We start from the raw sequence: 13,702 nt of genomic DNA on the forward strand, positions 1-13,702 counted from the left end.
GGCGGCGGTGAGCCCGCCCGCGACGGACGCGAGCCGCTCGCCGACGACGAGCACGGCGCCCTCGGTGCGCAGCGCCTCGGCGGCGCCCGCTCCCCCTTCGGCCAGGCCGACGCCGGAGGCGAGCGCGTCCAGCCACTCGGTCTCGGTGCCCGGAGCGGCGGGAAGCAGCGTGCCACCGGCCTTCTCCAGGCCGCGCGTCGCATACGTAGCCAGGGAGTAGACCTTCTGGCCGTGCGCCCGCCAGGCCTTGCGGAGCTTCAGGAAGACGCCGGGCGCCTCCTCCTCCGCCTCGAAGCCGACGAGGAGCACCGCGGGGGCCTTCTCCAGCTTCTTGTACGTGACTCCGCTGCCGTCCAGGTCACGGCCGCGGCCCGCGACGCGCGCGGCAAGGAAGTCGGCCTCCTCGCCGCTGTGCACGCGCGCGCGGAAGTCGATGTCGTTCGTGTCGAGGGCGACGCGCGTGAACTTGCTGTACGCGTAGGCGTCCTCGACGGTGAGCCGGCCACCGGTGAGCACCCCGGCCCGCCCGCGTGCCGCCTCCAGTCCGCGCGCCGCGACCTCCAGCGCCTCGGGCCAGGAGGCGATCCGCAGTTCCCCGCTGTCCGCGTCCCGCACCAGCGGGTTCGTCAGCCGGTCCGGCTTTTGCGCGTACCGGAAGCCGAAGCGGCCCTTGTCGCAGATCCACTCCTCGTTGACCTCGGGATCGTTGGCCGCCAGGCGGCGCATGACCTTGCCGCGCCGGTGGTCGGTACGGGTCGCGCAGCCGCCCGCGCAGTGCTCGCACACCGACGGGGAGGAGACGAGGTCGAAGGGGCGCGAGCGGAATCGGTACGCCGCCGAGGTCAGCGCCCCGACCGGGCAGATCTGGATGGTGTTCCCGGAGAAGTACGACTCGAAGGGGTCGCCCTCGCCCGTGCCGACCTGCTGGAGCGCGCCGCGCTCGATCAGCTCGATCATCGGGTCGCCCGCGATCTGGTTCGAGAACCGGGTGCAGCGGGCGCACAGGACGCACCGCTCGCGGTCGAGCAGCACCTGCGTGGAGATCGGCACCGGCTTCTCGTACGTGCGCTTCTTGCCCTCGAAGCGGGAGTCGGACTGGCCGTGCGACATCGCCTGGTTCTGCAGCGGGCACTCGCCGCCCTTGTCGCAGACCGGGCAGTCCAGCGGGTGGTTGATGAGCAGCAGCTCCATCACGCCGCGCTGCGCCTTCTCGGCGACGGGCGAGGAGAGCTGGCTCTTGACCACCATGCCGTCGGTGCAGGTGATGGTGCAGGACGCCATCGGCTTGCGCTGGCCCTCCACCTCCACGATGCACTGGCGGCAGGCGCCGGCCGGATCGAGCAGCGGATGGTCGCAAAAGCGTGGGATCTCGATGCCCAGCAACTCGGCGGCCCGGATGACGAGCGTGCCCTTGGGGACGCTGATCTCGATGCCGTCGATGGTGAGGGAGACCAGGTCCTCCGGCGGAACTGCCGCTTCACCGCCCCCGGAGGGAGCGCTGGTGGTCACAGTCATGCGTTCACCTCCGTGCGGTGCTGATCGGCCCACACCGTCGAGCGGGACGGGTCGAAGGGGCAGCCCTTGCCCGTGATGTGCTGCTCGTACTCCTCGCGGAAGTACTTGAGCGAGGAGAAGATCGGCGAGGCGGCGCCGTCTCCGAGGGCGCAGAACGACTTGCCGTTGATGTTGTCGGCGATGTCGTTCAGCTTGTCGAGGTCCTCCATGACGCCCTTGCCGTCCTCGATGTCGCGGAGCAACTGCACGAGCCAGTACGTCCCTTCGCGGCACGGTGTGCACTTGCCGCAGGACTCGTGGGCGTAGAACTCGGTCCACCGCGTGACCGCGCGCACGACGCAGGTCGTCTCGTCGAAGCACTGCAGCGCCTTGGTGCCGAGCATCGATCCGGCGGCGCCGACGCCCTCGTAGTCCAGGGGTACGTCGAGGTGCTCGTCGGTGAACATCGGCGTCGAACTGCCGCCGGGCGTCCAGAACTTGAGGCGGTGACCGGGCCGGATGCCGCCGCTCATGTCGAGGAGCTGGCGCAGCGTGATGCCGAGCGGGGCCTCGTACTGGCCGGGCGAGGCGACGTGGCCGCTGAGCGAGTACAGCGTGAAGCCCGGGGACTTCTCGCTCCCCATCGACTTGAACCAGTCCTTTCCGCGATGGATGATCGCGGGAACCGACGCGATGGACTCGACGTTGTTCACCACAGTGGGGCACGCGTACAGGCCGGCGACGGCAGGGAAAGGAGGACGCAGTCGCGGCTGGCCACGACGTCCCTCGAGCGAGTCCAGGAGTGCGGTCTCCTCGCCACAGATGTACGCGCCTGCGCCGGCGTGCACGGTGAGTTCAAGGTTGAGGCCGGACCCGAGGATGTTCTGCCCGAGCAGCCCCGCGGCGTAGGCCTCGCGCACGGCCTCGTGCAAACGCCGCAGTACGGGGACCACTTCACCACGCAAGTAGATGAACGCATGCTCCGAACGGATCGCGTAGCACGCGATCACGATGCCCTCGATGAGGCTGTGCGGGTTCGCGAAGAGGAGCGGGATGTCCTTACAGGTGCCCGGCTCCGATTCGTCGGCGTTGACAACAAGATAGTGAGGCTTGCCGTCTCCTTGCGGGATGAACTGCCACTTCATCCCGGTGGGGAATCCGGCGCCACCACGCCCGCGCAGACCTGCGTCCTTCACATAGGCGATGAGATCGTCCGGCGACATGGCGAGGGCCTTGCGCAGCCCCTCGTACCCGTCGTGCCGGCGATACACGTCCAAAGACCAGGACTTGTCCTCGTCCCAGAAGGCCGACAGCACCGGTGAGAGCAGCTTCTCCGGGCTGGTGTCGTTGTTGTCGATCTCGGCTGCCAAGGTCATCACTCCCCCTCCTCGGCGGCGGGCCCCGCCGGGTGGGCGGGGTCGGAGGCCGAGGTGTCCTGCGGCGCATCGTGTGAGCTCAAGTGCTCGGCGGGCGACGGGTGGTGGGGCTGGTCGTCCTGCTGGGCCGACGCCCTCGGGTGGACGACGCGCGCGGGCGCCGACTCCCCCTTGGCCAGGCGCAGTCCGATCAGCGAGGCCGGGCCCGCGCTGCCGCTCGCCTCGACGGCGCCCGCGCGCTCGTCGGGGAAGCCGGCCAGGATCCGCGCGGTCTCCTTGAAGGTGCACAAGGGGGCGCCGCGGGTGGGTGTCACCTGCGCTCCCGCGCGCAGGTCGTCCACGAGCGCCTTGGCGGAGTCGGGCGTCTGGTTGTCGAAGAACTCCCAGTTGACCATCACCACGGGGGCGAAGTCACAGGCCGCGTTGCACTCGATGTGCTCCAGCGTGACCTTGCCGTCCTCCGTCGTGCCGCCGTTGCCGACGCCGAGGTGCTCCTGGAGCGTCTCGAAGATCGCGTCGCCACCCATCACCGCGCACAGCGTGTTGGTGCAGACACCGACCTGGTAGTCGCCGCTGGGGCCCCGCCGGTACATCGTGTAGAAGGTCGCCACGGCCGTGACCTCGGCGGTGGTCAGGTCGAGCATGTCCGCGCAGAACTGCATGCCGGTGCGCGTGACGTGGCCTTCTTCCGACTGCACGAGGTGCAGCAGCGGAAGGAGCGCCGAGCGGGAGTCGGGGTAGCGGGCGATGATCTCGCGCGCGTCCCGGGCCAGCCGGTCGCGGACGTCGTCCGGGTAGGCGGGCGCGGGCAGTTGGGGCATGCCCAGGCTGACGCCCTGCTCCGAGGAACTGGTGGTCACCGGTCGACGCCTCCCATCACGGGGTCGATGGAGGCGACGGCGACGATGACGTCGGCGACCTGGCCGCCCTCGCACATCGCGGCCATCGCCTGCAGGTTGGTGAAGGACGGGTCACGGAAGTGGACCCGGAAGGGGCGGGTGCCGCCGTCGGACACGACGTGCACCCCGAGCTCACCCTTGGGCGACTCCACGGCCGCGTACGCCTGTCCCGGCGGTACGCGGAAGCCCTCGGTCACCAGCTTGAAGTGGTGGATGAGGGCCTCCATGGAGGTGCCCATGATGTTCTTGATGTGGTCGAGCGAGTTGCCCAGCCCGTCCGGGCCGAGCGCCAGTTGGGCGGGCCAGGCGATCTTCTTGTCGCCGACCATGACCGGTCCCGGGGCGAGCCGGTCCAGGCACTGCTCGACGATGTGCAGCGACTGGCGCATCTCCTCCAGGCGGATCAGGAAGCGCCCGTAGGAGTCACAGGTGTCGGCGGTCGGGATCTCGAAGTCGTAGTTCTCGTATCCGCAGTAGGGGTCCGTCTTGCGCAGGTCGTGCGGCAGACCGGCGGAGCGCAGGATCGGCCCGGTGGCGCCGAGGGCCATGCAGCCCGCGAGGTCGAGGTAGCCGACGTCCTGCATACGGGCCTTGAAGATGGGGTTCCCGGTGGCGAGCTTGTCGTACTCGGGAAGGTTCTTCTTCATCTTCTTCACGAACTCGCGGAGCTGGTCCACCGCGCCGGGCGGCAGGTCCTGGGCGAGTCCGCCGGGCCGGATGTACGCGTGGTTCATCCGCAGGCCGGTGATCAACTCGTAGATATCGAGAATGAGTTCACGATCACGAAAGCCGTAGATCATGATCGTGGTCGCGCCGAGTTCCATGCCGCCGGTGGCGATCGCGACCAGGTGCGAGGACATCCGGTTCAGCTCCATGAGCAGGACCCGGATGATGCTCGCCCGGTCGGGGATCTCGTCCTCGATGCCGAGGAGCTTCTCGACGCCGAGGCAGTACGCCGCCTCGTTGTAGAAGGGCGTCAGGTAGTCCATGCGCGTCACGAACGTGGTGCCCTGCGTCCACGTGCGGTACTCGAGGTTCTTCTCGATGCCCGTGTGCAGGTAGCCGATGCCGCAGCGGGCCTCGGTGACCGTCTCGCCGTCGATCTCCAGGATCAGGCGCAGCACCCCGTGCGTGGAGGGGTGCTGGGGTCCCATGTTGACGATGATGCGCTCGTCGTCGGACTTGACCGCGGACTGGACGACCTCGTCCCAGTCGCCGCCGGTGACCGTGTAGACGGTGCCCTCGGTGGTCGCGCGAGGGGTTGCGTGGGGAGTTGTCACGAGTACGACCTCCGCTGGTCCGGAGCCGGGATCTGGGCGCCCTTGTACTCGACGGGGATGCCGCCGAGGGGGTAGTCCTTGCGCTGCGGGAAGCCCTGCCAGTCGTCCGGCATCATGATCCGCGTCAGCGCGGGGTGGCCGTCGAAGACGATGCCGAAGAAGTCGTACGTCTCGCGCTCGTGCCAGTCGTTGGTCGGATACACGGGGACCAGGGACGGCACGTGCGGGTCGGCGTCGGGCATGGAGACCTCGACGCGGATCAGCCGGCCGTGGGTGAGCGACCGCAGGTGGTAGACGGCGTGCAGCTCGCGGCCCTTGTCGCCGGGGTAGTGGACCCCGCTGACCCCCGTGCACAGCTCGAAGCGCAGCGCCGGGTCGTCGCGCAGCGTCTGGGCGACGCGCACCAGGTACTCGCGCTCGACGTGGAAGGTGAGCTCGTCGCGGTCGACGACCACCTTGTCGAGGGCGTTGCCGGGGACGAGGCCCTGTTCCTCCAGGGCGCCCTCCAGCTCGTCGGCCACCTCGTCGAACCAGCCGCCGTACGGGCGGACGGCCTCGCCGGGCAGCCGGACCGAGCGGACGAGTCCGCCGTAACCGGACGTGTCCCCGCCGTTGTTGGCGCCGAACATGCCGCGCTGGACGCGGATCTCCTCGCCCTGGTCGCCGCGCTGCCCCGGGAGGTTGGCGGCGCTCAGGTCCTTCTCGGGGTTGGCCCCGTCGTTCTGCGCGTCACTCACCGCAGCAGCCCCTTCATCTCGATCGTCGGGAGCGCCTTGAGCGCCGCTTCCTCCGCCTCGCGGGCCGCCTCCTCGGCGTTCACGCCGAGCTTGGAGGACTGGATCTTCTGATGGAGCTTGAGAATCGCGTCCATCAGCATCTCGGGCCGGGGCGGGCAGCCGGGCAGATAGATGTCGACCGGGACGACGTGATCGACGCCCTGGACGATCGCGTAGTTGTTGAACATCCCGCCCGACGACGCACAGACCCCCATGGAGATGACCCACTTGGGGTTGGGCATCTGGTCGTAGACCTGGCGCAGGACGGGCGCCATCTTCTGGCTCACCCGCCCGGCGACGATCATCAGGTCCGCCTGCCGCGGGGATCCGCGGAACACCTCCATGCCGAAGCGCGCCAGGTCGTAGCGCCCCGCGCCCGTCGTCATCATCTCGATGGCGCAGCACGCGAGCCCGAAGGTGGCAGGGAAGACGGATGACTTGCGCACCCAGCCCGCGGCCTGCTCGACGGTGGTCAGAAGGAATCCGCTCGGCAGCTTTTCTTCGAGTCCCATTGCTCTGTGGCTCCTGTCGTCCCCTATACGGGGCTCAGTCCCATTCCAGGCCGCCGCGCCGCCATACGTACGCGTACGCGACGAAGACGGTGAGCACGAAGAGCAGCATCTCTACGAGCCCGAAAACCCCCAGGGCGTCGAAGGTGACGGCCCAGGGGTAGAGGAAGACGATCTCGATGTCGAAGACGATGAAGAGCATCGCCGTCAGGTAGTACTTGATGGGGAAGCGCCCGCCGCCGGCCGGCGTGGGGGTCGGCTCGATCCCGCACTCGTAGGCTTCGAGTTTGGCCCGGTTGTACCGCTTTGGACCGATAAGCGTGGCCATGACCACGGAGAAGATCGCAAAGCCTGCCCCGAGGGCTCCCAGTACGAGGATGGGCGCATACGCGTTCACCGCTCCTCGCTCCTCTCAGTCGGCACTGACTGCTGGCGGTTGAGGGCCCGCGCCCTGCCCTCCATGTCCTGCGAACGGTTGAAGATCGCTCACATGTGAAGCAGGTCACAAGCCCAACTTGACCCGCATCCTATGCCCGGTGCTCTGTGATCTGCGACACGGGGTGCGCCAACTCCTTTGTGATCTCCACCACCTGACGAAGGATCATGAAGTCGGATGAGCGGTGATCTTCACACTCGAAGCGCCTGAGTGATCACCAGAGGTGACAACTTGCCTCGTTACTGCTGGTAGGAGCCTCGTCGCACTATCAAGACGTGGTCGCTGCAAGCAAATTGGCGCTGGACGCGAGTGGCTGATAGTGGACCCCGTTCACACCTCAGGGGGAGCGGTGTGGACGGAAGTGGACGCGAAGGCCGACCCCTAGGGGTTCGTTGTGACCTGCGTCACGCACCATGAGGGGCCTCGGAAACCGGGCTTGGCCAACCGTGTCAACGAGTGGTAAGCGTCGGGCAATTCGGACGTATCGCGGAAAGTCCCAGAGCACAGCGCTGACCATGGTGGTCCGTTTCGCCCGTTACGGCGTCAATAAGGGCCGCCGGTCGTGGGATTCACGCCTCGGCTTCACAACTGTGGCGCACCACACGTTTCTTGATGGGAACCGTGAAGCCCTGATAGCGGTTGTACTCATGTCCCACACCGCTCACATACCCAGCCACCGGAAGCCCCGCCGCAGCGCCTCGAAGATGGCCCTGCGAGCCGGAGTTACCGGTGGCGTCCTCAGCACCCTGGCAGTCGCCGGTGCGTCCGGTGCGGCGAACGCTGCCGAGCCGGTGACGCAGACCATGGAGCTCCCCACGCTCACCACCGACCTGTCCTCCCAGGTCGCCCAGTCCGCGGACGCCACCCAGCAGGCCGCGGCCAACTACCAGCTCCAGGCCGAGCGCGACGAGGCCTTCACCAAGGCCGCCGACCAGGCGAAGAAGGACCAGCTCTCCGCCGAGAAGAAGGCGGAGGCCAAGAAGAAGGCCGAGGCCGCCGCCAAGAAGGCGAAGGCCGAGCGCGAGGCCGCCGCGCAGGCCTCCTCCCGCTCCAGCGAGCGCACGACGCTCTCCACCGCCACGCAGACCGCCGCCGCCCCGGCCAGCGGCTCCGTCGGCGCCGTGGTCAGCTTCCTGAAGTCCCAGGTCGGCGACGCGTACGTGATGGGCGGCACGGGCCCCAACTCGTGGGACTGCTCGGGCCTCGTCCAGGCCGCCTTCAAGCAGGCCGGCGTGGACCTGCCGCGCACCTCGCAGGCGCAGTCGACGTCCGGTACCTCCGTCTCCCTGTCCAGCGTGCAGGTCGGCGACATCCTGTACTGGGGTGGCGCGGGCTCCGCGTACCACGTCGGTGTCTACATCGGTAACGGCCAGTACCTGGACGCCGCCAACCCCTCCAAGGGCGTTGTCATCCAGGACCTCTCCGGCTACCCGGCGAGCGGCGCGGTCCGCGTCCTCTGAGGATCCCTCCCGTACGGCGAAGGCCGCCGCTCCCCACGCTCGGGGTGCGGCGGCCTTCGTGCGTGGCGTACGCGGCCTCTGACGGCCCTGCGGCACATCATCACCAGGACGACCCGGCCCGGCCGGTGCGAGGCCGTCGCCCGCGCCGGAATCTCCGCCGGACCCGGCGGAGTTGCCTGCCGTTCCGGATGAACCGGAGGAATCAGGAGAACCAGACGTATCGCCGCCCGCGCCGGAGGGGCGGGCCCGCGAACGGGACACCGTCGGACGAACCGCCCAACTCGGCAACGCCACCTTGCCCTTGGGCGTCCGCCACCACCTCGCCGATGCGCCGCGCGGGAGGCGGCTCCTCGGATGTGACGTCTCCTCGACGCTCTCCCCGGAGATCGAAGGGGGGTGAGCCGCTCCTGCGGCTCACCCCCCTTCGAGCACGCGACGAGGCCGACCGATCGTTGCCCACGATCCCGTCACAGGAACCTCACGGGTCACTTCTGTGGCGTCAGCTCCCCCATCGGGCCCCAGCCCTCGTTCGGGATGTCGGCGTTGATGATCTCCGGGGTGGTGGCGATGAGCGGGGCCATGGCGTCGAGCCCGGCCCTGAAGTGGGCGGAGGCGACGTGCGCGGCGCCCGCGTCCCCGTCCCGGAACCCTTCGAGCAGGACGAACTGGTTCGGGTCCTCGACGCTGCGGGACCAGTCGAAGAAGAGGTTGCCCTCCTCGGCGCGGGTCGCGGCGGTGAACGCGGCGGTCTTCTCCAGCCAGGAGTCGGCGTGCTCGGGACGGGCGGTGAATTTCACGGCGATGAGAATCATGCGTCCAGCCTGCCCCGGGCCCCGCGTCCCGGCCAAGCCGGGCGTGGGCCGGCCGCGCGTACCGGCCGAAGGGGGCGCGGGCCGGCGCCCCCTTCGGCCGGACCGGGCGCCGGTCAGGCCTTCGGCGCCACCTTGCTCAGCCCGTTGATGATGCGGTCCATGGCGTCGCCGCCCGTCGGGTCCGTCAGGTTCGCGAGCATCTTCAGCGTGAACTTCATCAGGATCGGGTGGGTCAGGCCGCGCTGCGTCGCGATCTTCATGATCTTCGGGTTGCCGATGACCTTCACGAAGGCGCGGCCCAGCGTGTAGTAACCGCCGTAGGTCTCCTTGAGCGTCTTCGGGTAGTTCTGCAGCGCCAGTTCGCGCTGGGCGTCGGTGGCCCGCGCGTGGGCCTGCACGATGACGTCGGCCGCGATCTGACCGGACTCCATGGCGTACGCGATGCCCTCGCCGTTGAACGGGTTGACCAGGCCGCCCGCGTCACCGACCAGGAGCAGGCCCTTGGTGTAGTGCGGCTGGCGGTTGAAGGCCATGGGCAGGGCGGCGCCGCGGATCGGCATCGTCATGTTCTCCGGCGTGTAGCCCCAGTCCTCGGGCATCGACGCGCACCAGGCCTTGAGGACCTCGCGCCAGTCCAGCTCCCGGAACGCCTTGGAGGAGTTGAGGATGCCGAGGCCGACGTTGGACGTGCCGTCGCCCATGCCGAAGATCCAGCCGTAGCCGGGAAGCAGACGGTCCTCGCCCGGGCCGCGGCGGTCCCACAACTCCAGCCAGGACTCCAGGTAGTCGTCGTCGTGGCGCGGCGACGTGAAGTACGTGCGGACCGCGACGCCCATCGGGCGGTCCTCGCGGCGGTGCAGGCCCATCGCGAGGGAGAGCCGGGTCGAGTTGCCGTCGGCCGCGACGACCAGCGGGGCGTGGAAGGTGACGTCGCGCTTCTCGTCGCCCAGCTTGGCGTGCACGCCCGTGATGCGGCCGGTGCGCTCGTCGAGGATCGGGGCGCCGACGTTGCACCGCTCGTACAGCCGCGCGCCCGCCTTCTGCGCCTGCCGGGCGAGCTGCTCGTCGAAGTCGTCGCGCTTGCGGACGAGGCCGTAGTCCGGGTACGAGGCGAGATCCGGCCAGTCCAGCTGGAGGCGGACGCCGCCGCCGATGATGCGCAGGCCCTTGTTGCGCAGCCAGCCGGCCTCTTCGGAGATGTCGATGCCCATGGAGACGAGCTGCTTGGTGGCGCGGGGGGTCAGGCCGTCACCGCACACCTTCTCGCGCGGGAACGCCGTCTTCTCCAGGAGCAGGACGTCCAGGCCCGCCTTCGCCAGGTAGTAGGCGGTCGTCGACCCGGCGGGACCGGCCCCGACGACGATCACGTCTGCGCTGTGCTCGGAGAGGGGCTTGGGCTGCTCGGTCACGGCGGGGTCTCCCCAGACTCGAAAAGGTTGGGCTCGAATACGGTGATCTCGAAAACGGTGTGCCGTGCGGCACGGACATGGGCAGTCTATTCAGCAGCAGTGATCCCCCAGCCGAAGGGCCAGCCATGAGCCGAGTTCCGCCCGCCCCGGTGCTGCCCGCCGTGGAACTGCGGGTGCCCACGCACGAGGACGCCTTCGCCTGGCACCGCGTGTTCGACGACCCGGAGGTCATGGAGTTCCTCGGCGGCCGGGCCGCGGCCGCCGAGCTCTCCGTGCACCACGAGGCGACGGCCCGGCAGCGGATGCACGACGCGGAGCTCGGGTTCTGCCTGTGGTCCCTGCTCGACGAGGAGGGGGACGTCATCGGGTTCACCGGCGCGCAGCCCTGGCGGCACGCCTGGGGCCCGGTCGGCGAGATCGAGATCGGCTGGCGGCTCGGCCGCGCGTACTGGGGCAAGGGGTACGCCACGGCCGCGGCCCTCGCCACCCTCGACCGGGTCCGGGCGGCGGGTCTGACCAGCGTCGTCGCGATGGTCGACGCGCTCAACGAGCGGTCGATCGCGGTGACCCGGCGCCTCGGGATGGAGCGCACGGAGACGTTCGTGACCCCGACCGGGCGTCAAGGGCACTGCTTCCGGCTGGAGTTGTAGGGCCCGCCTCGGCCCGGGACGTTTCGCGCGGCGCCCCCACGGAGCTACCCTGCCGGTACCTCCTGGGGGTGACATCTGTGCCGAAGACACCCAAGGCGCCCGGGCCGGCGGACGTCCCGGAAGTCCATGTGCCGAAGTTCGTCGGGTTGATGGCCGTCGACGCCCGTGCGCTGGCGCTCGACTCCGGGGTGCGACTGACGGCCGCCGACCGCCCCGACCTCGAACGCAACCCCGTGGACTACGTGGTGCGCCAGTACCCGCTGCCCGGCGTCGAGGTCCCCAAGGACGCCGCGGTCACCGTCTGGTTCGACCTCGGTGAGGGCGAGGGCGGCGGGGGCGCGGGCGTGCGCGTGCCCCGCGAGCCGGGCCCGCGGGGCGGCGGCATGCGCCGTGAACTGGGCGAGCCCGACGAGCCGTTCAGCCCGTCCCGTGATCAGCCAGTGCCCATGATCAGTCCCTGCCCATGATCAGTCCGTGCCCGTGATCAGTCCGTGCCCGTCAGGCGCCAGGAGTCGAGGCCGACCTGATAGGTGCGGGCCAGGTCGGTCCAGACGTCCTCCTTGCCGGTGAGGAAGATCGTGTACTCGGTGCCGTCGGCGGCGATGTACGACTGGTCGATGCCGTGGATCGTCCGTCCGGCCTCGTCCTCGTACGTGTACTCCCACAGGGCGCCGTCCGTGCCCTGGAAGGTGTTCGTCTCCAGGCGGATGCGCCGGTAGCCCGACTTCTTCGCGTCCGCCTTGAGGTGCTTCTCCATGGCGAGGAGGTTGCCCTGCGAGGTGTAGCCGGCGTTCGGGATGACGCCGATGACGTACTCCTCCATGCCGGTGCTGCCCGCGTAGGTGACCTGGCTGCCGTTCTTGACGCCGACGCGGTTCCACACGTCGGGGACGACGAAGGAGAAGCCCTTCTCGTCGACCACCTGGTGGTACCCGGCGGGCACCTCGGCGACGGTCGCGGTCGGCGTCGGTGCGGCGGTGGGCGGGGGCGCCGACGACGGGGACGACGGCGCCGGGGACGGGGTGTCGGACGGCTGCGTCCGGGCGGCCACCGGCCTGTCGTCCTTGGCGTCCTTCGTCTTGTCGCCGCCGTCGTCCTGGAGCAGCAGGACACCGGCCGCGGCCCCGCCCCCGATGACGAACGCACCGGCGACGGTGCCCACCCAGATGCCGACGCGCCGCGGGGACCCGGGCGGGCCCGCGGGCGGCCGCGGGGCGAGGTGGACGGTGTGCGGGTCGTACACGGAGTCGTACGGGTACGCGACGGGCGGCGCCGGGACGGGAGGCGGCACGGGGCCCGGCGCGGCGAACGGCCCGACCCCGACCAGTTGCATCAGGTACGGCGCGGCGAACGCGGCCCCGCCCACCCACAGCAGCCCGAACAACAGCGCGTCCGGCACGCTCAGGCCCAGCTCGATCGAGCCGCCGCCGCTGCCGAAGAGGGCGAAGTCCCCCGAGCCCTCGGCCCCCAGCCCGCCGACCCCGGCGAGCAGCAGGAACAGGCCGAAGAAGAGCCCCGCGGACAGGAGTTGCTCGCGCCGGTCGAGCGAGCGGCGCACCGTCAGCACGCCGACGAGCAGCGCGCAGAGCAGTCCGACGGCGAGGGCGTAGACGAGTGCGCCCGAGCCCAGTTCGTCGCCGAGCCGGGACAGGCCGAACGACTCCTTCTCGTAGCCACCGCCGCCGAACGAGGACGAGCCGCGCCCCTCGGCCTGCAGCGGCGCGCCCCAGCACAGGCCGAGCACGGCGAGCGCGAGGTTGGGCAGCAGCATCAGGAAGGCGCCGAGCGCGGCCGCGTCCGAGCCGTCGAAGTCGGAGGAGTCGGCGACGTCGGAGGGGCTGTTGCCGCCGTCGTCGCCGAAGAACGCGAGGCCGAGGAAGCCGAGGACGGCAGCGGCCGCCAGCACCCAGCCCAGGGCGCGCACGGCGGTCCCGAAGGCCCGTACTGTCATCCCCGCGCCGGGGTGGGCGCCCGCGACCCGGTGGCGCAGGTCGTCCGCGTACAGCACTCCCCCGGCGACCGCGAGGGCGAGGGCGAGGGTGCACAGCGCGGTCACGAACGGCCCCGTGGACAGCGAGGAGCCCTGGATCTCCGGCTGTCCGATCAGTGCGAGCACCAGCGTCGCGCCGGTCACCAACAGGGCGACGCGCACGGCCGCTTCGAGGCCGGCGGTGGCTCCGCCGGGCGCGCCGGGCACCGTCCGCGCGTACAGGCGCACCCGCAGCATCCGTACGCCGATGACGAGCGCCACGATCCACGCCAGCGTCACCAGGAGCGGGATGACGGATACCGAGGCGGAGCCGGAGGACGCGGAGTCGAAGCCGCCGCCGTACACCGACGGGCTGCCGGAGCCGCCGGAGATCTTCAGGCTGCCGCCGAGCCCCTGCAGCAGCGAGGCGAGCGCGAGGCGCATCCGGTCCGTGTAGCCGACCATGACGTCGTCGGGGTCCTGCCCGTACGACGGGACGGCGAGGGCGAACGCGGCGATCAGCAGCAGCCCGACCGGCCACAGCGCGGCCTGCCCCGCCCCCGCCCAGTCGCCCCGCAGCGCGCGCCCGAAGAACTGCCCGACGGCCGAGGGCTGAGCGGGGCCCGGGGCGT

General features: G+C 70.1%; 13 protein-coding genes. 3 read left to right on the forward strand and 10 right to left on the reverse strand.

Features of this window, described 5'->3' with window-relative positions; genetic code table 11:
* The 7 genes from G3I40_RS42195 to G3I40_RS42225 form a co-directional block, all read right to left on the reverse strand.
* Positions 1-1,515, reverse strand: a 1,515-nt coding sequence (locus G3I40_RS42195; RefSeq protein ID WP_164560079.1) for an NADH-quinone oxidoreductase subunit G, incomplete at its 3' end; no start/stop codon positions are given.
* The gene (gene nuoF, locus G3I40_RS42200; RefSeq protein ID WP_164560080.1) at positions 1,512-2,870 is read right to left on the reverse strand and encodes an NADH-quinone oxidoreductase subunit NuoF; all 1,359 of its coding nucleotides are present in this window, start codon (positions 2,868-2,870) and stop codon (positions 1,512-1,514) included. The genes nuoF and G3I40_RS42195, both read right to left, overlap by 4 nt.
* On the reverse strand, positions 2,870-3,730 hold the full coding sequence (gene nuoE / locus G3I40_RS42205; RefSeq protein ID WP_164560081.1) for an NADH-quinone oxidoreductase subunit NuoE: 861 nt from the start codon (positions 3,728-3,730) through the stop codon (positions 2,870-2,872). Before nuoE ends, nuoF begins: the two co-directional genes overlap by 1 nt.
* Positions 3,727-5,049, reverse strand: coding sequence for an NADH-quinone oxidoreductase subunit D (locus G3I40_RS42210; RefSeq protein WP_164560082.1), 1,323 nt, complete (start codon positions 5,047-5,049; stop codon positions 3,727-3,729). The genes nuoE and G3I40_RS42210 overlap by 4 nt, the downstream gene beginning before the upstream one ends.
* Positions 5,046-5,786, reverse strand: coding sequence for an NADH-quinone oxidoreductase subunit C (locus tag G3I40_RS42215; protein WP_164560083.1), 741 nt, complete (start codon positions 5,784-5,786; stop codon positions 5,046-5,048). Before G3I40_RS42215 ends, G3I40_RS42210 begins: the two co-directional genes overlap by 4 nt.
* A complete protein-coding gene (locus tag G3I40_RS42220) occupies positions 5,783-6,337 on the reverse strand; it encodes an NADH-quinone oxidoreductase subunit B (protein WP_006133126.1) in 555 nt (184 codons plus the stop codon). Before G3I40_RS42220 ends, G3I40_RS42215 begins: the two co-directional genes overlap by 4 nt.
* A gap of 34 nt (positions 6,338-6,371) precedes the next feature.
* Positions 6,372-6,731: an NADH-quinone oxidoreductase subunit A gene (locus tag G3I40_RS42225; protein ID WP_007383963.1), complete on the reverse strand. Its 360-nt coding sequence runs from the start codon at positions 6,729-6,731 to the stop codon at positions 6,372-6,374.
* A gap of 686 nt (positions 6,732-7,417) precedes the next feature.
* Between G3I40_RS42225 and G3I40_RS42230 the strand changes: the two genes are divergently transcribed.
* A complete protein-coding gene (locus tag G3I40_RS42230; protein WP_164560084.1) occupies positions 7,418-8,230 on the forward strand; it encodes a C40 family peptidase in 813 nt (270 codons plus the stop codon).
* Between the two features lie 485 nt (positions 8,231-8,715).
* On the opposite strand, the gene G3I40_RS42235 is transcribed toward G3I40_RS42230, so the two are convergent.
* Together G3I40_RS42235 and G3I40_RS42240 are read right to left on the reverse strand one after the other, a co-directional pair.
* The gene (locus G3I40_RS42235; RefSeq protein WP_164560085.1) at positions 8,716-9,042 is read right to left on the reverse strand and encodes a putative quinol monooxygenase; all 327 of its coding nucleotides are present in this window, start codon (positions 9,040-9,042) and stop codon (positions 8,716-8,718) included.
* Between the two features lie 113 nt (positions 9,043-9,155).
* Positions 9,156-10,451, reverse strand: coding sequence for a geranylgeranyl reductase family protein (locus G3I40_RS42240; protein ID WP_164560086.1), 1,296 nt, complete (start codon positions 10,449-10,451; stop codon positions 9,156-9,158).
* Between the two features lie 125 nt (positions 10,452-10,576).
* On the opposite strand from G3I40_RS42240, the gene G3I40_RS42245 reads away from it, so the two are divergent.
* The gene (locus tag G3I40_RS42245) at positions 10,577-11,101 is read left to right on the forward strand and encodes a GNAT family N-acetyltransferase (protein ID WP_164560087.1); all 525 of its coding nucleotides are present in this window, start codon (positions 10,577-10,579) and stop codon (positions 11,099-11,101) included.
* 149 nt (positions 11,102-11,250) lie between these two features.
* Positions 11,251-11,568: a PASTA domain-containing protein gene (locus G3I40_RS42250; RefSeq protein ID WP_203645811.1), complete on the forward strand. Its 318-nt coding sequence runs from the start codon at positions 11,251-11,253 to the stop codon at positions 11,566-11,568.
* 17 nt (positions 11,569-11,585) lie between these two features.
* Here the strand turns inward: G3I40_RS42250 and G3I40_RS42255 are convergent.
* Positions 11,586-13,702, reverse strand: a 2,117-nt coding sequence (locus G3I40_RS42255; RefSeq protein WP_203645808.1) for a hypothetical protein, incomplete at its 5' end; no start/stop codon positions are given.

It is taken from the genome of Streptomyces sp. SID14478 (assembly GCF_010548525.1).
Classification (GTDB): domain Bacteria; phylum Actinomycetota; class Actinomycetes; order Streptomycetales; family Streptomycetaceae; genus Streptomyces.